The organism is Streptomyces sp. H27-C3, assembly GCF_030063415.1.
In the GTDB taxonomy this organism is placed as follows: domain Bacteria; phylum Actinomycetota; class Actinomycetes; order Streptomycetales; family Streptomycetaceae; genus Streptomyces.
On sequence record NZ_JASITA010000001.1, the window covers coordinates 137,287 to 155,950 of the forward strand.

10 protein-coding genes and 1 pseudogene are annotated in these 18,664 nt (G+C 71.8%); 2 read left to right on the forward strand and 9 right to left on the reverse strand.

Annotated features, from left to right (window positions below; genetic code table 11):
* Positions 1-137 precede the first annotated feature (137 nt).
* The 6 genes from QMK30_RS00410 to QMK30_RS00435 form a co-directional block, all read right to left on the reverse strand.
* A complete protein-coding gene (locus QMK30_RS00410) occupies positions 138-1,739 on the reverse strand; it encodes a GMC oxidoreductase (RefSeq protein WP_283515062.1) in 1,602 nt (533 codons plus the stop codon).
* A gap of 74 nt (positions 1,740-1,813) precedes the next feature.
* Positions 1,814-2,026, reverse strand: coding sequence for a ferredoxin (locus QMK30_RS00415; RefSeq protein ID WP_502963026.1), 213 nt, complete (start codon positions 2,024-2,026; stop codon positions 1,814-1,816).
* Complete coding sequence (locus QMK30_RS00420) at positions 2,023-3,198, reverse strand: cytochrome P450 (RefSeq protein WP_283515063.1); 1,176 nt, start codon at positions 3,196-3,198, stop codon at positions 2,023-2,025. The genes QMK30_RS00415 and QMK30_RS00420 overlap by 4 nt, the downstream gene beginning before the upstream one ends.
* 294 nt (positions 3,199-3,492) lie before the next feature.
* Positions 3,493-6,267, reverse strand: coding sequence for an AAA family ATPase (locus QMK30_RS00425; RefSeq protein WP_283515064.1), 2,775 nt, complete (start codon positions 6,265-6,267; stop codon positions 3,493-3,495).
* A complete protein-coding gene (locus tag QMK30_RS00430) occupies positions 6,264-9,089 on the reverse strand; it encodes an AAA family ATPase (RefSeq protein WP_283515065.1) in 2,826 nt (941 codons plus the stop codon). Before QMK30_RS00430 ends, QMK30_RS00425 begins: the two co-directional genes overlap by 4 nt.
* Before the next feature lie 69 nt (positions 9,090-9,158).
* Positions 9,159-12,008, reverse strand: a complete 2,850-nt coding sequence (locus QMK30_RS00435) for a helix-turn-helix transcriptional regulator (protein WP_283515066.1) — start codon at positions 12,006-12,008, stop codon at positions 9,159-9,161.
* 366 nt (positions 12,009-12,374) lie between these two features.
* Between QMK30_RS00435 and QMK30_RS00440 the strand changes: the two genes are divergently transcribed.
* Both QMK30_RS00440 and QMK30_RS00445 read left to right on the forward strand, forming a co-directional pair.
* Positions 12,375-13,184: a 4'-phosphopantetheinyl transferase family protein gene (locus tag QMK30_RS00440; protein ID WP_283515067.1), complete on the forward strand. Its 810-nt coding sequence runs from the start codon at positions 12,375-12,377 to the stop codon at positions 13,182-13,184.
* A 363-nt stretch (positions 13,185-13,547) separates the two neighbouring features.
* Positions 13,548-13,844: pseudogene (locus QMK30_RS00445) on the forward strand (penicillin acylase family protein); the annotation flags it as partial.
* Positions 13,845-13,903: 59 nt separating this feature from the next.
* Here QMK30_RS00445 and QMK30_RS00450 read toward each other — a convergent pair.
* The 3 genes from QMK30_RS00450 to QMK30_RS00460 all read right to left on the reverse strand — a co-directional run bounded on the left by QMK30_RS00450 (position 13,904) and on the right by QMK30_RS00460 (position 18,575).
* Positions 13,904-15,475, reverse strand: coding sequence for a GMC family oxidoreductase (locus QMK30_RS00450; protein ID WP_283515068.1), 1,572 nt, complete (start codon positions 15,473-15,475; stop codon positions 13,904-13,906).
* Between the two features lie 74 nt (positions 15,476-15,549).
* A complete protein-coding gene (locus QMK30_RS00455; protein WP_283515069.1) occupies positions 15,550-17,118 on the reverse strand; it encodes an APC family permease in 1,569 nt (522 codons plus the stop codon).
* Positions 17,106-18,575, reverse strand: a complete 1,470-nt coding sequence (locus QMK30_RS00460) for an aldehyde dehydrogenase family protein (RefSeq protein ID WP_283515070.1) — start codon at positions 18,573-18,575, stop codon at positions 17,106-17,108. Before QMK30_RS00460 ends, QMK30_RS00455 begins: the two co-directional genes overlap by 13 nt.
* Between the last annotated feature and the right edge of the window lie 89 nt (positions 18,576-18,664).

Here is an 18,664-nt window from a genome sequence, read left to right on the forward strand (position 1 = left end):
CCATCGACCCGTTGAACTACTTCCAACTCGCTGGTTCCGCAACGCGTTTCGGTGCGTGCGGGCATGCCGGGGAGACCCCACGCCGAATCCCGGTGTGATGGCCCGGCGGTTCGGCCGGAGCGGCTCCCCCGGCCGTTCTACGAAGCAGCGAAATCCTGCTGGATGATGCGCTCTATATTCCGCTCGGCCAGTGCGGTGATGGTGACGAACGGGTTCACACCTATGGATCCGGGAATGAGGGAACCATCGGTCACGTAAAGGTTCTTGTAGCCGGACACCCGGCCGTAGTCATCCGTCGCCTTGCCCAGTACGCAGCCGCCGAGCGGGTGGTAGGAGAAGTCGTCGGAGAAGGCCTTCATCTGCTTGCCGAAGAGGTCGTACCGGTACATCGTGAAGTTCGCCTTGTTAATGCGGTCGAACAAGGATTTCGCGGCATTGACCGCGGGGATGTTCTGGTCGCGGGTCCAGCGCAGGTTCGCCCGGTCGTTGACCGCGTCGTAAACGAACGTGCCCCGCTCGGGGTTCTTGGTGATCGCCAGGTAAAGGCTGACCCAGGTCTCCAGACCGGCCGGCATGGGGGCGATCTCGGCGAAGACGGGGGCCTCGGGGTTGTCCCAGTCGTCGATGCCCAGGGCGGGTATGGACGACTGCCGGGCGCCCGTGGGGTTCCACATGTGGTTGGCACGGGCGGTCATGACATTGCCGTTCGGGCCCCAGCCGGCACCGACCTCGGCGTTGAGGTTCGCCAGCGTGCCGGTCTCCCGGGCGCGCAGCAGCAGTTCGGTGGAGCCGAGACTGCCGGCGCCGAGGAACAGATGGCGGCAGGAGATCTCCCTGGTGGCGAGCAGCGCGCCGTCGGCGTCCTTCTGCTCGACGGTCAGCAGGTAGGTCCCGTCGTTCTGCTGCCGGATGGTCCTGGCCTGGTGGAGGGTCTCGATGGTGACCTTGCCGGTGCCGAGGGCGGCGGCCAGGTAGGTCTTGTCCAGGCTCTGCTTGCCGTGGTTGTTGCCGTAGATGACCTCGGCGGCCAGCGCGGACTTGGGGACCGACCCGTCGGCCTCGCGCCGCATGTAGTCGAAGTCGTAGACGTTGGGAACGTGTACGGTGCCCAGTCCGGCCTTCTGGGCCTGGGCACGCGAGACCCTGGCGAACTTGTACCACTCGGTGTTCTCGAACCAGCCGTTGTCGATGTTGTTGACCCTGAGCATGGAGTTGGCGCGCGGGAAGTAGCGGCCGTACATCTCGGCGGAGTCGACCCGCGGCAGCACCTCCTCGAAGTACGAGCGCTTCGGGGCCACCGCCATGCCGCCGTTGACGAGGGAGCCGCCGCCGACGCCGCGGCCCACGTACACGGACATCTGGTCGAAGTTGACGCGGTCCAGGACACCGGCATAGGGGTCGATGTCCCGGTTGGCCAGGTCGAGCCAGAGGAAGCTGCCGAGCGGTGCCTCGGTGCGGGTCTTGAACCAGCTGGAGCGCTTGTCGGGCTTGAGCATGCCGGAGAAGACGTTGCCGTCCGGGCCGGGCTGGTTCCACAGCTGGCCCATTTCGAGCATGACCGTGCGGACCCCGGCCTCGGCGAGGCGTAACGCGGTGACGGCGGCGCCGTAGCCCGTCCCGATGACCACGGCGGGGACGAACGCCGGGCTGCCGGAACGGTCGGCGGCGAGCGCCCGGGTGGCGCCGATCGTGGTGCTGCCCGCGAGGGCGGCGGCCCCGAGGGCCGTGAGTCCGAGCATGCGGCGTCGTGACAGGTGCTGTTCCACTGTGTGTACCTGGCTTTCCCGTGGTGCGAGCGGTGGCGGGGGGGGCCTCAGGGGGATTCGTGAAGGGTGATCGCCGAGCAGGGGCACTGGTCGGCGGCCTCGCGCACGGCGGCGAGCGCGGCGGCGGGCGGGCGGGCGTCGAGCAGCACCACGACGCCTTCGTCGCTCTGGTCGAAGACCTCGGAGGCGACCAGGGTGCACATGCCGGCGCCGCAGCACAGCTGCCGGTTGACCTCGACCCGCAGCGGGCTGCCCGTCACCAGGCGACGGGCAGCGCGTACACGCCGTAGACCTGCATGTCGTGACGGAGCCTGATCTCTTCGGCGGGGCACGCCAGGCGGAGTCCGGGGAAGCGCTCCAGCAGTGCGGTGAAGCCGACGCGCAGTTCGATGCGGGCCAGCTGCTGGCCGAGGCACTGGTGGATGCCGTGCCCGAAGCCGAGGTGACCGGCGGCGCGCCGGGTCACGTCGAAGGACTCCGGCTCGGGGAAGCGGTCGGGGTCCCGGTTGGCCGCGGCGAGGGAGACCATCACGACCTCACCCTCCTTGACGAGGGTGCCTTCGATCTCGACGTCCTCCAGGGCGGCGCGGGTGGGGCCGTGGTGGACGATGCTGAGGTAGCGCAGCGTCTCCTCGACGGCGCCCTCGATCAGGGCCCGGTCGGCGCGCAGCGCGGCGAGCTGTTCGGGGTGTTCCAGCAGGGCGAACGTGCCGAGGGCGAGCTGATTGGCGGTGGTCTCGTGGCCCGCGACCAGCAGGAGGAACGCGATCGAGGTGAGTTCCTCGTCGGTGAGGTCCGCGGCGGCGATCAGGCCGCTGAGGATGTCGTCGGCGGGCTCGGTGCGCTTGAGCCGTACCAGGCCGTTCAGGTAGGCCGCCAGTGACATGAAGGCCGCGGTGACGTCCTCGGTGGACTCGCCGAAGCTGCTCCAGACGTGGGTGTCGTGCTGGAATCCGGCGCGGTCGGCGTAGGGCACGCCGAGCAGTTCGCAGATGACGAGGGACGGGATGGGCAGCGCGAAGTGCTCGAAGAGGTCGGCTGGAGAGCGGAGGCGCTCCATGGCGTCGAGACGCTCCGCGGTGACCTTCTCGATCCACTCGGTGAGCAGCTTCATCCGGCGTACTGTGAACTGCCCGACGAGGAGCTTCCGGTACCGCTGGTGTTCGGGGTCGTCGTGCTGGATGAACATGCCCGGCGGCGCGGCCGGAGCTTCCTCCAGGGTCGCGGCGCGCGGTACCGGCGGATGCTTGAGTTCGCCCCGGGCACTGAACCGCGCGTCGGCGAGGACCGCTCGGGCGGCGGCGTATCCGGTGACGACCCAGCCGAGGTGTCCGTCCGCGAATTCCATCCGGGCGATCGGCTCGGTCCGGCGCAGCAACTGCGTCGTCGGCGGCGGATTGAAGAATCCCTCTCGGACAGTGGAAAAAGTCACCGGTGTACCCTGGCTCATTTCCGCCCTTTCACGGCTGGCACTTTATGGCTGGGATTCTCTTCGAACGTGGCCTGAACACGACTTCAAACCGGCCTGGACATGGCCTTCTTCGAATCGAACGCCACCTGAACCGCAGTTCGATCATCGCAAATATGAAGGTATGGAGAGGCGGTGAAGAGTGTCAACGAAATCAATCCCATGTGCGCTAACCCTGTGGACACGAGGCCGAGTGTACGGTTACCGGCGGTACCGTAAGGGCTTCGGTTCGGTTCGGTTGTCCCTACCCCCGCAAACCTACCGTCTTGCGTGACCATCCCCGACGGGGAATAGGTATGTCATCGGGGCGAATTGGGCGCGCCCATCGATGCGCAGCTTGCGATAGGCCTGAGTAAGGTGTTTCTCCACCGCACGCGAACTCACTCCGAGTCGCTCGGCAATGGCCTTGTTGGAGGCTCCATGGGCGGCGAGTCCCGCGACCCGGCGTTCGGTGGGGGTCAGCGCGGCGACCGCGGCGGCCCCCTGGGAGCCACCCATGGCGTGCAGCGCCCGGCCGGCCCGTTCGGCGATCCAGGGCGCGCCGCAGGCCAGGCTCTCCTCGCGGGCCTGGATCAGCCGGTGTTCGGCCTCGCTCTCCCTTCCGGCGGCCAGCAGACGCCGGCCGAGGAGCAGTGAGGTACGGGACCGCTCCAGGGCGTTGACCGCCTGCTCCAGGGTGACCGCAGACTCACGCAGCAGCCCGATGCCCCGCTCCCCCTCGGTGATGGCGCCCTTGCCCCGCTGAGCCCGGCCGATGGCCACCGGGCTGCCCCAGCTCACGGCGCGCTCGTACTCCTCGTCCATGAGGTCGTGGGCCTGATCGGGCCGGCCCATCCGGTAGTGCAGCGCCGATGCCCACGAACGCCAGGGCGCGATGGCCGGGTTGCGCCAGTGGGCCCGCTCGGCCGTGCGCCCCCAGTCGAGGAAGTACTCCAGGGCGGTCGGCAGATCGTCCCGCAGGGCGGCCGAGCCGCCCCGGACGAGCCGGTGCAGGGAGGGCCGGTAGCCCTGGACGGCGTCGTCCCGGCAGCCGGACAGCAGGCGCCCGCACAGCTCGACGTCCCGGGCCTCCAAGGCGGCCAGCGCGACGGCGGCCAGGGTCTGCAGCGTGGCCCACTCGGTTATGCCCAGGCCGAGTGCCTCTTCGGTGTGCGCCCGTGCCTTCGTCAGTTCGCCCCTGGCCAGCGCGAGATGGGTCAGCTCGACGGCGATGACGGCACGGGGTACGTCGGCGTTCGCGCGGCGGGACCTTTCGTACGCGGTGTGCAGCCAGGGACCGATCGTGTCGAGGGAGTCGGCGGCGACCAGGATGTCCGTCAGCAGCGGCAGCGCGGTGTGGACGTGGTCCGGGGCGGCGGGCTCGTGCTGGAGCACGCGCTCGGCAAGCGGTACGGCCTCGGCAACGGTGATCTGTTGGGCCATGGTGGCGCCGTGCAGCAGGACGGTCACGAGTTCGCGTTCGGCGGCGGTGTCCAGGCAGGGTGCCGGGCCCATGGCTCGTAGCCGGTCCCCGCACGTGGCGAGCTCTGCGGAGCCGGCCACCGCCGTGTGCCGCAGGCGGGCCTCCAGCCGCAGCGCGTGCCCGCGGGCGGTGCCGGTGAGCGTCGCCGCGTCACCCAGTTCCGCGGCCGTCCTGACGATGGTGTCGAGGGTGGAGGGCGGGCAGCCGTCGAGGAGGAACGGCGGAATCCGGCCTGCCATCCCAGCGCGTCGGCCCGCGTCCGGGAGCAGGAGCAGCGCCTGCGCGAAGTGCCGTAACGCGGCCCGGGGCGCGACATCGCGCTCGATGCCGGCGAGTTCGGCCAGCAGCTCGGCGCGGTCCGGCCCGTCGGGCGAACTGGCGAGCAGGGCGCGGCGCAGATAGCGGACGGCGTCGTCCGGGGCCGCGCGCCGCAGTGCGGCGGCCGCGGCGGCACGCAGGACGTCGACCGCCCAGCCCTCGCTGCAGGACACGGCGGAGAGGAGCTGGGCCGCGGCCCGCTCCGCCGGGTGGCCGCCCTGGTGCAGCAGCAGGGCGGCGTGCACCCGGGTGCTCTCGGCTTCGGCAGGGGTCATCGCCTCCTCGGCGGCGTCGGCCACCACCGGGTGGACGAACCGGGCCACAGGGCCCTCGGAGAGCAGGCCGAGCCTGCGCAGCACCCTGACCGCTTCGGCCCGACCGGTGTCGTCGAGGCCCGCCAGCCGGCCGGCCAGCTCCTCGTCGGCGCCGTCACCGAGGACCGCGAGGGCGGTGGCGAACTGCCACACCGGCGTGTGCTGGTTGCGCAGGACGACGGCGAACCGTTCGTGGAGCGTCGGCAGGCGGGTCTCGCGGATGGCCCGGATATCGTCCGCAGCCGCCTCACCGGGGCCCGTCAGCGCGTCGAGGGTGGCGGTGAGCAGCAGCGGATGCCCGCCGGTCGCCTCGTGGCAGGCCTGTCCGTAGGCCGGGTCGACGGGACGCCCGAAGTGGGCGCGGGCCAGGTCCGCGGTGCCCTCGGGGGGCAGCGGGCACAGCCGCACCACGTGCGCGGCGCGTTCGCCGAGTTGGCGCAGGTGGGGTTCGTCCTCGCCGGGATCGCCCTCGCGCAGGGCGACGACCAGGGTGACGCGCAGCTCCGCCAGCCGTCCGGCCAGCCCGCCGAGCCGGCGCAGGGAGGAGAGGTCGGCCCACTGGAGGTCGTCCACGAGCATGAGCAGCGGTGTGCGGGCGCTCTGTTCGGCGACCAGGGCGAGAAGCCCGGTGTCCCCTTCGGGTCCCGCCGTGGGGTCGGCGCGGTCGCCGGGCAGTGCGACGGCGGTCCCGGGCAGCAAGGGGGTCAGCAACTGGCTGAGCACGCCGAAGTCGAAGTCGCGTTCGTGCACGGCTCCGCTGGCGGTGACGACGCGCGTCCCCCGGCGTTCGGCGAGCGCCGGCAGGGCCCGCAGCAGGGCGGTCCTGCCCATCCCCATGCCGCCGGTGACGACCACCATCGAGCCGCCGCCGTGGCGTGCGGCGTCCATCGAACCGGTGATCAGGTCGAGTTCCTTCGTCCGGTGGAGCAGGGGCCTCATGGTTTCTCCCTCGATGTCCGGCCCAGTGCCGCGGGCAGCTGCGGGCGCCCTCGGATGCCGAGCTTGCGGTACACCTTGGTCAGGTGCAGTTCCACGGTCCGGGGGGTGACGGCCAGTTCCTCGGCGATGGCCCGATTGGCCCGGCCTTCGGCGGCGAGGACCGCAACGCGCAGCTCGGCGCCGGTCAGCGGCCCCGCGCCCCCGCCGACCCGCCCCGGGGCCCCGCCGGCGGCGGCCCGCGGGGGCGCGGGCGCGGACGGATGTACGGGCCCGGTGACGAGCGCGGACGGCCGGGCCGCCGCCCGGTCACTGCCGAGCAGCGAATCGACGGTGAGGTGGCCCGAGAACGGGGCCGTGCCGAGAGCGGCCAGCGCCTGCCGGTACTGCCAGCTGACGCGCCGGCCCGGCCCTGGCCGCGGCGTTGCCCGGGCGCCGCCGGGGCCGGGAGGACCCTCCCGCAGCGCCTCGGCCATCGTGGCGGGCGAACCCCACAGCAGAGCCCGTCGGCGCTCCTCGGCCAGCAGGGCCACGGCCAGCGGGTCTCCCGGCTCGCGGGTCCGGGCGGCGGCCGAACGCCACGGCAGCAGGGAGGGGTTGGCCGCCTGCCGGGCAAGCAGTTGGCGGCCGCACTCCAGCAGGTCGGCGAGGGCGGGTTCGCGCAGCCCGCCCGCGAGCCGGACCCGGCCCCGGGCGTACAGCAGGTACGCCCAGGACAGGCCGCCCTCGGCGCCCGACGGCAGCTCAGCCCGGATGACCCGCCCGGCCGCGTCCAGGTCGCCCCGCCGCAGGTCCACCAGGGCCCTGAGCGCGAGGGGTCCGGGTGCCATGAGCGGGTGCCAGTAGTGGCTGGGCATGATTTCCTCGCACCGGTCCAGGGCCTCGGACGCGGCGGCGTCGCGGCCGCCCCGCAGTTCGGCGAGACAGGTGACGAGCAGGGCGAGGCCGGCGACCGGACGGGCATCACTGCGTTCGGCGCACTCCACGATGTCGTCGAGCGCGCCGCGTGCCTCCATGGTGTCCCCGGTGAGGACGAGCGCGTGCGCGGCCGCCGCCCGCACGGTGAGCGGTACGTGTTCACGGGCCTGCGGGGCCAGTCCGGCCCGGGCGAGCCGCCGGGCGTCGGTGATGTCCCGGCCGCGCTGTGCGGTGCGCCAGGCGGCCACGGCTCCCTCGGCGGCCTGTTCCGGGCGCATTGGCCGGTTGCCGGGCAGGGACGGCGCGCAGTCGTCGGCCGGGTCGGGCCTGCCGTACTCGGAGATCCAGTACAGGGCGCGCAGTCCGGAGTGCTCGGCGCTGCCCGGGCGTGCGTCGGCGGCGGCCCGGGCGATCCGGGAGCGGGGCGTGACGATGTCGCCGTGGGCCACCAGGAGTTCCGCGGCTCGCAGCCGGGCGCGGCCCGTCCCTGCGTCCACGGGTGCGTCCGCGGGGGTGTGCAGGGCCCGGTGCAGATGGCGGCTCGCGGCCTCGGGCGCGGTGGGCAGTACGGCCGTGCTCAGGTCGGTCAGCAAGCGGATCCTCAGGGCCGGCGGCACCGGCTCGCACAGGGCCCGTTCGAGCAGCCGGGCGGCCAGGGCGGGCCGGCCTGTGGCACGGCACTCGGCGGCCTCACGGCGCAGGGCCTCCACTGCCCAGGGGGCGCCGATCCTCCGGGCACCCGACAGCATCCGGGCGAGAGCGCGGTCGGGGAGAGCCGCGCGGTGGGCCCACTCGGCCGCCCGGGCGTGCAGCTCCTCGCGGTGTTCGGTGCCGAGGTCCGCGAGGACGGCGCGGGCGGCATCCTTGTTCCGCAGCGCGGGCCGGGGTCCGGGGGCCAGCAGGCCGCTTCCGGACAGCAGGGCCAGCGCCCGGGCGGTACCGACGGTCCGGGGGCCGGTGAGGGAGTCGATCAGGCCGGGGGTGCAGTCGGGTCCGCTGACGGCGATGGCGCGCAGTACGTCGAGGAGTTCGCCGGGCAACAGGGCGACGGTGCGTACGGTGCGCTCCCTGACCGCTTCCGCCGCGCTCTCGGCCAGGTGGCCGAGATGCCCCGCGACGGGCGTCCAGCCCCTCCGGACGAAGCGTCCGACGACGGAGTGCAGCAAGGCCGGGCTGCCTTCGAGATGCCGGACGGCGCCGTCGCGGAACGCCGCGTCCGCCGGGGTGCGCCAGGTCCCGGCGAGGACCTCGCCGACGGCGTCGTCCGACAGCGGGGCCAGGACCAGGGAGTGCCGGGACACGGAGCGCTCACCGGCCAGTGTGCAGGGCTCGATCCGGTCGTACGGAAGGGGCGGTACGGCGCTGTTACGGGACGTGAGCAGCATGAGCGGCGCCCCTGCCAGCCGCCGGGCCAGCGCCTGCAGCCACCGCAGCGACTGCGTGTCGGCCCACTGCAAGTCGTCGACGACGACCAGCAGGGGCCGACTGCGGGCCGCGGCCAGGAAGACGGCACACAGGTCGGCGGGCCGCCAGGTCGACGCGTCGCCGGGGTGTGAGGGTGTCCACGGCACGGTGTGACCGGCCGGGGCGGTCGCGGGGAGAGGCTGGGCCTGGAGCTGGGCGGCGACACCGTAGGGCAGTCCGGCCTCCTCCGGCGCCGCCTGGGCGGCGGCGACCCGTATCCCCGCCCCTTCGGCGAGGGCCGCCGCGCGGCGCAGCAGCGCGCTGCGCCCGATGCCGGGCGGCCCGGACACCTCGACGAGTGCGGGCCGTCCCGCGCGCAGGTCCTCCAGCAGGCCGCGCAGCAGCCTGTCCTCGGCGTCCCGCCCGACGACTGGCACCGCCGGGTAGCTCGGGCTGCCCGGCTGTGTCCGGCCTGCCGCCTCCGCCGCTGTCGTCGGCACCATGACTGTCCGTCCTCCAGGGGTGTCGTAGGTATCGGGCCGGGGTCGCGACGCCCCAGATCCCGGCCCCACCTAGTGATTCGGGGTGTTCGGGCCGTCGGCCTGCCAGGGGACGCCGCGGTGCCCGCGGGCGCCGAGGCCACTCGGCAGTTCGGCGCGACCGCGCACGTCGAGCTTTCGGTAGACGTTGGTCAGGTGCATCTCCACCGTGCGTGGCGTGATGAACAGTGTTTCCGCGATCCTCTTGTTGCTGTGGCCGCGCTGGGCCAGTGCCGCGATACGGCGCTCCCTGTGGGTGAGCGAGTCGAGGGGGACGGCGGCGAGCCGGTGCATCCGCCCGCCCGCCGTCACCAGCGCTTCGCGCGCGATGGCGCCGAGCACGTGATAGCCGCAGCGGGTGGCGCGTTCGATGGCCTGGCGCAGATGGCCGCGCGCACCCCGGGCGTCGCCGAGGCCGAGCAGTTCACAGCCCAGCTGGTACTCGGCCTTGGCGAGTTCCAGGCGGGCCGGGGAGTCGGCCAGGATGTCAACGGCCTGCGCGAGCAAAGCCGTACGCCTGCGGCCCTCGACGACCGAAGCCGCAGCGACCATCCCCAGGCCCACGGCTCGCGGGGTGCCCCAGAGCCGGGCGCGTTCCTGGGCCGCCTCGACGATGCCCGAGGCCTCGGCGCCCAGGCCCAGCCGGCCGAGCGTGGTGGCGGTGGGCAGCCACCAGGGAACGAGCACCGGGTTGGTGATGCCTGCCTCCTCCAGGCTCCGGCCGCACTGCCGCCACAGTGCGAGCGCGCCCTCCAGGTCGCCCAGTTCCCGCAGGATTCGGCCCTTGGTGTAAAGGTAGTGGTGCCACTCCCAGACACTCCGGTCCAGGTCCGACGCCGTGCGCGCGAGCCGGTCGAGGACGGCGCCGGCACGCGGAGCCTCGCCCTGGGAGAGCAGTACGGAGCTCAGCGCGATGTGGGCGAGCGGCGGGGCGTCTGTCGGTCCGACGACCTCGACGGCGGCCCAGGCGTCCCGTGCGGCGGCGGACACATCGCCGATGCCGTGCAGGATCAGGGACCGGCCGGCGAGCGCGGCACGCAGTGGCCACAACGGGGGGTGGGCCTCGGCCGGGGACAGCGCCTGGTCCAGTGCGGCCAGCGCTTCGTCAACGCAGTCGGAGAGCGCGAGGACGGCGGAGGAGCAGAACACCCCCCAGCCCACGGTGCCCGGCTCGTCGGCCCGCAGGGCCTGCCGGGCGAGCGTGGCGGCCCGGCCGGCGGATCCGCCGTCCAGTGCGGCGAAGGCGCTCAGGGCGGCGAGCAGCCGGCGGTCGGCCGGGCTGTGTCCGCTCGGCACGGCCACGGAGGCCGCTCGGGCGCGGGCGGCGGGCAGTGCGGTCCGGTCGTTGACCGCGGTGGCCAGCAGGGCGGACTCGACGGTTACCACGAGATCGCGGTCCACTGGCTCCGCACGGGCGCCCGCCGCACCGTGCAGGTCGGCCAGCACCCGCTCCAGTAATCGGAGGGCTTCGGGGGCCCTGCGGGTGCCGAGCGCCATCATGGCGTACTGCACCGCGACGGGGGCCTGTTCGCGCGGGTCGGGTGTGACGGCGAGTGCCTGGTGCAGGTGCCGCAGCGCGTGCGCGGGTGCGACGGCGGTACGGCTGGCCGCGCGGGCCAGTTCGACGTGCAGGTCCTTGCGTTCGGTGGCCGTGAGCCGGCGGCCCGTGTCGCCGCGCAGCCAGCGGGCGGCGGCCGCGACGGTGACGCGCGTCGGGGCTTCGGAGACCGCGTCGCGCAGCACTGCGAACATCCACGGTTCGTCGATCCGCTCCAGCAGGGCGAGCTGCTCGGCTACTTCGGCTGCGGGCCGCCCGGCGTCACTGAGGATCCGGGCGGCCCGGGCCCGCAGTTCCTGTAGCGCGGGCCCGCGTACGGTGGCGAGGACGGCCGTACGGATCCCTTCGCGCATCTCCGCCGGGGAGCCCGGCAGTACGGCCTCGATGTCGCGCAGCCGGGCCAGGGCCGACTGCACGCGCCGGCCGCTCAATCCGCACAGCGCGGCAAGCGGGTCGACGGCGGCGCGGCCGAGCACCGCGAGGGCGGTGGCCACCTGCCGTACGGGGCGGGGCCCGACTGCGAGGAGGTCGGGAATCAGTGAGGTCAGCGTCGTTTGGTGAACGGTTCTCAGCTGGTGCAGGGCATCGACGTCGGGCGGGATCCCCACGGTGCGCAGCGTGGTGAGCAGCCGGTCGAGCAGCAGCGGGTTGCCGCCGGTGATCTCCGTGCAGCCCTGGACGAATCGCGGGTCCGCGGGGCCACCGAACAAGCGAGTGATCATGTTCTGTGTGCCGCGTTCGCCCAGCGGGCCGGGTTCCAGCAGAACGCAGCGATCCTGAGCGAGGATCTCCACGAGCACCGGGGTCCCGGGGCCCGGAGCGTCGGTGCGCTGGGCGAGGAGGACGAGCAGAGGCTGGCCGGCGGCCCGGCGCAGGATGAAGTCGGCACAGCGCAGGGAGGGTTCGTCGCACCACTGGGCGTCGTCGATCACCAGGGCCACGGGGCCGTCGGCGAGCAGTTCCAGGGCGTGCCGGTGAAGTCTGTGCCAGTCGTGGTGGGTGTCGTGCGGCCCGGCGCTGTCCAGCCGCCCGGGTGCCGCCGCGGGCGGCGGCACCAGCAGCGCGTCGACCGCGCGGACGGCGGCGGCGCCGTCGGGAAGGCCGGTGAAGTGCCGTACGGTCACTCCCTCGGCCGCCAGGCGCTCGCTCACTGCGGCCAACAGGTGTGTCCGGCCGACACCTGCGGGCCCTCTGACGAGGACGGCCCGCGCGGCGCCCGCCCGGGCGTCGGCGGCATGGCGCAGAAGGGCGTCCAGTGGGGCGGTACGGCTGTCCGGGCTCCGGGGCGGGCCCTGGTCCCTGACATCGGCGGCGGTGACCACCACAGCGTTTCCCTCCTCCTCCTCCGCGGAACCACTCCCGGCAGCCGATGTCCGAACGCCGGATTCCTCCGTGATTCCAAGATCGTAGGCGATGCTAAAACAGAACCCTGAGAAGATCCGGCAGATTCGAGACAGAATGCCCCGGCCCTTGGCCGAGGCACGCCCTGCACCCCCCGGTAACTGGCGCAAAGGTGCACCACGTTTCAGCCTTTCCACTTCACCCAATTCCCGCGCAACCAAAGGAACAACCGGACAGTCATCAATCCGTGAGCCTTACGTGGCTGATATCCGGCCATCAATTTGCCTTCTATTGACTGCGTTATCGTGCTGGAGCAGCCGTCCGCCGACGCCGACCGACCGGAGTCTCCTGTGCATCCCTCCCCAGAGCTCGCCTGCCCGCCGCCGGGGTGGACCGCCGCACGGTGGCCCGCGGCGCGGCCCCGGCCTGCCGAAGGCTCCCTGGATCTGTGGCTGCTGTACGTCCCGGACGCGTCCCTGCGGTCCGTCGCCCTCGACCACTCCCCGCTGGACGACGAGGAACGCGCCCGGGCCGCCTCTTTCGTGTACGCCGTCGACCGGGACCTCTACGCAGCGGCACACCTCACGCTGCGCCGCGTGCTCTGCGCCTACGAGAACAAGGCCCCCGCGGAGCTGAGGTTCCAGCGCGAACGCTGCCCCTGCTGCGGCGAACCGCACGGCCGGCCCGCCCTGACCGGCCCTGACACACCGCACTTCTCGCTGTCCCACACCGACGGCCTGGTACTGATCGCCGTGGCCGCCCGGCCCGTCGGCGTCGATGTGGAAGGGCTCCCGGCGCCGCACAAGGCGGCCACTGTCGGCGAGGCGCTCCACCCCGCCGAGCAGAGGGCGATCCGTGCCGCACAACCGTCGTTGCAGCCCGCGGTCTTCGCCCGGCTCTGGGCACGCAAGGAGGCCTACCTCAAGGGCCTCGGCACCGGCATCGGCCGCAGCCCGGCCCTTGACTACCTCGGCGACCCCGGACCCGGGGCCCCGGCCCGGCCGCCCGGCTGGATGGTCAAGGACATCCCTGCCGGAGCGGAACACGCGGCGGCGCTGGCCCTCAAACGGGCACCGACCGGCGGCCCCGACGTCGTTGTCCGCATGCACTTCCTCGGGGCTTTGGATCGCACCGCACCCCTCGCATTGACGGGTTTCTGACGGGAGCCCAGACTCTCACCAGATTTCCTCCCGGAAACGAATTCCAGCTCCGAGCAGGTCGCCTTTTGACCGGGACCTGACATGATACGGACGGACGTATTCAACGCGCCCGGAATCGACTCCGACCGGTATCGGTCAGAAATCCGCAGCCGCGCTGCTCCAGGAGGTTGCCGTGGATCTCGGCGAACCGGGCCCGCACCGCCTCAGCGGCGCAGTATTATAAGCTTGCCGTAAAACCTGGCGGTCTCGAACAGACGTTGTTCGAGCTCCTCGCATGGGAAAACGCCGGACAAGACGACGGCCGCGTCGTAATCCTGAGGTTGTGACACCAAGTAAGGCCGACGCGGCCTTCGCTCCCAGTGTGGCACGGAGTCGCTGGGCATCTGGAACAAGGTGGAGCCGATGTGGAATCCGGCGGGCGGCGGCTACACCGAGGTGACGACGGGATCGAGTTACATCCAGGCAGTCGGCTGGAACGGCGGCCGGTGCCCGCAGGCGCGCACCCTGCTGACGTACGCGCAGTCCTCGAACCCCAACTCGCCGTACTTCAGCGACCAGACGCAGCTGTACTCGGGTGAGCGCTGGGTGACCTCACGGTTCTGCGAGAAGGACATCCTCACCTCGCCGAAGCTGCGGGTGGTGTGGGCGCGCGAGCGCTGACGCGGGTACGTGCGACGGTCCGGCCCGCCAATGTGGCGGGCCGGACCCAATTCGCGGTGTCAGGCCTGGTCGACCTTGAGCATGTCGGCGCACTTCTCGCCGATCATCATGGTCGTGATGCACGGATTGACGGCGGGCAGGAACGGCATCACCGACCCGTCGGCCACCCGCAGGCCCCGCACGCCCTTGACCCGCAGCTGCGGGTCGAGCGCGGCCCCGGGGTCGTCGGCGGCGCCCATCCGGACGGTGCACGCCGGGTGGTAGACCGTGTTGTGGGTCTTGCGGATGTAGTCCAGGAGATCCTCGTCGGACTGTGCGGCGGGGCCGGGAGCCAGCTCCTGCCCGGCCCACTCGGCCATCGGCGACTGCGAGACGATCTCCCGGGCGAGCCGCAGACCGGCCGTCATCACGCGTACGTCGTGCTCGTCGGTGAAGTAGCGCGGGTCGACGCGCGGCTTGTCGCGGAAGTCCCGGGTGCGCAGCCGCACGGTGCCCATGGAGCGGGCGCGGGTGACGTTGGGGGTGAGACAGAAGGCGTTCTCGGCGGTCGGGTAGCCGCGTCGGTAGGTGTTCATGTCGAAGGGCACCGAGCCGTAGTGGAACATCAAGTCAGGCCGGTCCAGGCCTGGTTCGGTGTCGGCGAAGATGCCGATCTCCCACCACTGGGTGGACGAGGTGACCATGGGCCGCTTCGCCTCCCACATGATCACGCCCTCCGGGTGGTCCTGGAGGTTGGAGCCGACCGCCGGGGAGTCGACGAGGACCTCCACCCCGTTGTCGCGCAGGTGCTCGGCCGGGCCGATGCCCGAAAGCATCAGCAGCTTCGGAGTGTCGATCGATCCGCAGGCGACGATCACTTCGCGGCGCGCGCCGACGGTACGGGTGTGGATGAGGTCGGGCGCCAGGTACTCCACCCCGGTGCAGCGCCGGTCGGCGTCCAGCACCAGCCGCTTGGCGTGCAGTCCGGTGCGCACCTCCAGGTTGGGCCGCTTGCCCATGACGGGGTGCAGATAGGAGACCGAGGCCGAGGAACGGGTGCCGTCGGGGCGGGCGTTGATCTGGAACCAGTGGGCGCCGCGCTTGACCGTGGTGCCGGTGTTGAACGGCGTGGTGGGGATGGCGGCGGCGGCGCAGGCCTCCAGGAGGGCTGTGCCGCACGGGTCGTTGGGCGGGACGGTGCGGATGGTGACGGGTCCGCTGCGGCCGTGGTGCTCGCCCGGGGCGTCGTTGGTCTCCAGCCGCTTGTACAGCGGGAAGCAGTCCGCGGCGCTCCAGCCCTCGCACCCGAGGGCGGCCCACTCGTCGAGGTCTTCGGCGGGCGCCCAGAAGGCGATGCACGAGTTGTGCGACGAGCAGCCGCCGAGGACCTTGGCGCGGGCATGCCGCATGAAGCTGTTGCCGTTGTCCTGGGGCTCCACGGGGTAGTCCCAGTCGTAGCCGGACTCCAGCAGCCCCATCCACTGGTCGAGCCGCAGGACGTTCTCGTCGCCGACGTCGGAGGGCCCTGCCTCCAGTACGCACACGGTGACGGCCGGGTCCTCGGTCAGCCGGGCGGCGACCACCGCCCCGGCCGTACCCCCACCGACGACCACGTAGTCGAACTGCTCCTGCGGGTGGCTCTCGGCCGGCATCTTCTCTCCAGGAAACGGTGGGGGGAGGGAACGTGAGTGCGGGAAGCGGCTGGGGCGGTGGTGTCCGTGCGGGGTCAGGGCGCCGTCGGGTCGCCGCGGACCTCGGCGCGGTGGCCTTCGAGGACGCCGGTCTTGTGGCGCTGCACGAACCAGTAGTAGGCGAAGCCGCCCAGGGCGACGATGCCGATGAAGAGGAACGCGCCCCAGCGCAGGTACCAGTGCTGAGGTCCCGTGGCGTTGTACACCTCGGCGCGCGGCCAGGCGAGGTTGAGCGACATGACGGCGCCCCACACCACGGCGACGATGTTGATCGGCAGACCGAACCGGCCGAGCGAGAACTTCCCCGCGGCGGGAGTCCAGTTGCCGCGCAGCCGCTGGATCAGCATGGGCACGGTGACCAGCAGGTACGCCACGTAGATCATGATGATCGCGATACTGGTGATCACCGAGAAGATCTGCGGCTGGTTGACGTTGATCACCAGGATGACGACGCCCACCACACCGATCACGACGGCGGGCACCACCGGGGTCTGGAAGCGGGGACTGACCTTGGCGAGCACCGAGCCGGCCGGCAGGTTGTTGTCCCGGGCCATGGCGAACATCAGGCGGATGCCCGCTGCCTGTACGGCCAGCACACAGACGGTGATCGCGATGACCACGCCCCACAGGAAGATCTCGCCGATGGTCGAGCCGAGTGTCTCCAGTACGACGTACTGCAGACCGCCCGTCGACAGCTCCTTCGCGGCCAGGTCCGGCACGGCCATCAGGGCGAACAGCAGGATGAGTCCGCCGATGAGGAAGGAGGCGACGAGGGCCCGCAGGATGGCGCGGGGCGCGTTGCGGCCCGGGTTGTGCGACTCCTCGCCCAGCGATGAGGCCGTGTCGAAGCCGTACATCACGTAGGCGGAGGCCAGCGACGCGGTGAGGAACGCGCCGAAGTAGCCGAGGCTCTCGCCGGCGCCGAGCCCGTTGGTCTCGGTCAGGACGCTGCTGGGGCCGCGGGTGATGTGCGCCGCGAGGAAGATGATCAGGGCGACGGCGGCGATCAGCTCGATGAATACGCCCGCCGAGTTGATCCGGGCCATGAGCTTGACGCCGAAGGCGTTGACCGCGGTGGAGAAGAGAATGAGGACCGAGCCGAGGAGGACGGCGTTGGCCGCCGCGTCCGTCTTGCCACTGCCGTCGCCCACGAACTGGAACCAGGAGTCGATCTGCGGCAGCGTGAGCTGGTAGGCGAGCGCCACGGCCGACAGCGTCACCATGGTGGCCGTCATCATCATCCAGCCGCCGAGCCAGCCGGTGTGCGGGCCGCCCATGGCCTTGGCCCAGTTGTAGACCGAGCCGGCGACGGGGTAGCGGGCCGCGAGCTCACAGAAGCACAGGGCGACCATCAGCTGACCGGCGAAGACCATGGGCCAGGACCACCAGTAGGCCGGTCCGCCGAAGCTCACTCCGAAGTAGAAGAGCTGGAAGGTGCCGGTCAGGATCGAGATGTAGCTGATGCCCGCGGCGAAGGTGTGGAAGTTGCCCAGGGTGCGCTTGAGTTCGGGCTTGTAGCCGAGCTCGTGGAGCGAGTCGTCGTCGTGGGTGCCATCGGGTCGTGTTCCGGAACGTTCCGGTCCGTTCGTGCTCACTCGAACCACCTCTGCGGCCGGGGCGCGGTGTTGCGCCAGATGTGCTTGGCCTCCTGGTACTCCGCAAGACCCGCGGGTCCCAGTTCACGGCCGACGCCGGACTGTTTCATCCCGCCCCACTCCGCCTGTGGCACATAGGGGTGGAAGTCGTTGACCCATACGGTGCCCGCCCGCAGCCCGGCGGCGACCCGGTGGGCACGCTCGCTGTCCTGCGTCCAGACCGCTCCGGCCAGGCCGTAGACGGTGTCGTTGGCCAGGGCGAGCGCCTCGGCCTCGTCGCGGAACCGTTCGACGGTCAGGACCGGACCGAACGATTCATCACGTACCACCGACATGCCGGGGGTGCACTCGTCGAGGACGGTCGGCGGGTAGTAGAACCCGTTCTGCAGCGCGGGATCCTCGGGGCGGGCGCCGCCGCAGCGCAGGACGGCGCCCTCGGCGAGGCCCGCGGCGACGTACGCCTCGACCTTGTCGCGGTGCGCGGCGGAGATCAGCGGTCCGGTGCGGGCGTGCTCGTCGAAGGGGCCGCCGAGCGGGATCTCCCGGGCCCGGCGCACCACCTCGTCGACGAAGGCGTCGTGCAGTTCGTCCTGGACGAGCAGCCGAGCGCCGGCCGAGCAGACCTGCCCGGAGTGCAGGAACACGGCCATGAGCGCGTAGTCGACCGCCGTGTCGAAGTCGGCGTCGGCGAAGACGATGTTGGGGTTCTTGCCGCCCAGCTCGAGGGCGATCTTCTTCACGGTGGGCGCGGCCGCGGCCATGATGCGCCGCCCGGTGATCAGGCCGCCGGTGAAGGAGACCAGATCGACGCGTTCGTCGGTGCTGAGCGGTGCGCCCGCGGTGGCTCCGGCGCCCAGTACCAGGTTGGCGGCGCCGGGCGGCAGTCCGGCCTCGGTGAGCGCCTTCATCAGGAGGATGGCGGTGTGCGGCGTCAGCTCGCTGGGCTTGAGGACAAAGGTGTTGCCCGCGGCGAGCGCGGGGGCGACCTTCCAGGCCGTCTGCAGCAGCGGGTAGTTCCACGGTGTGATCAGCGAGCAGACGCCGACCGGCTCGTGCACCACCCTGCTGTCCGTCTCCGGGTTCCCCGCGTCGACGACCCGGTCGGTGCCGCCGGACGCGCCCAGGTTGCCGAAGTAGCGGAAGCAGTTCGCGATGTCCGCCATGTCGTACTCGCTCTCCACGAGCCGCTTCCCGGTGTCCAGGGATTCGGCTCGGGCGAACGCGTCCGTGTCGCGGTCGAGGAGGTCGGCGACGCGCAGCAGCAGCCGTCCGCGCTCGGCGGCCGGGGTGTGCGGCCACGGCCCTCGGTCGAACGCGTCGCGTGCGGCGCCGACCGCGGCGGCGGCGTCCTTGGGTCCTGCCTCATCGACGGTCGCGACGAGTGTTCCGTCGGCCGGACAGCGGATCTCGCGTGTCCCACCCTCGACGGCAGCGGTCCATTGGCCACCGATGAACAGCTCCGGCATGGCGTCCCTCCGGGCTCGCACGGGAAGAGGAGTGGTGCGTACGGTCTGCGACGAGCTCCGGATTCACAATAAGTGGCCTGGGTCACACC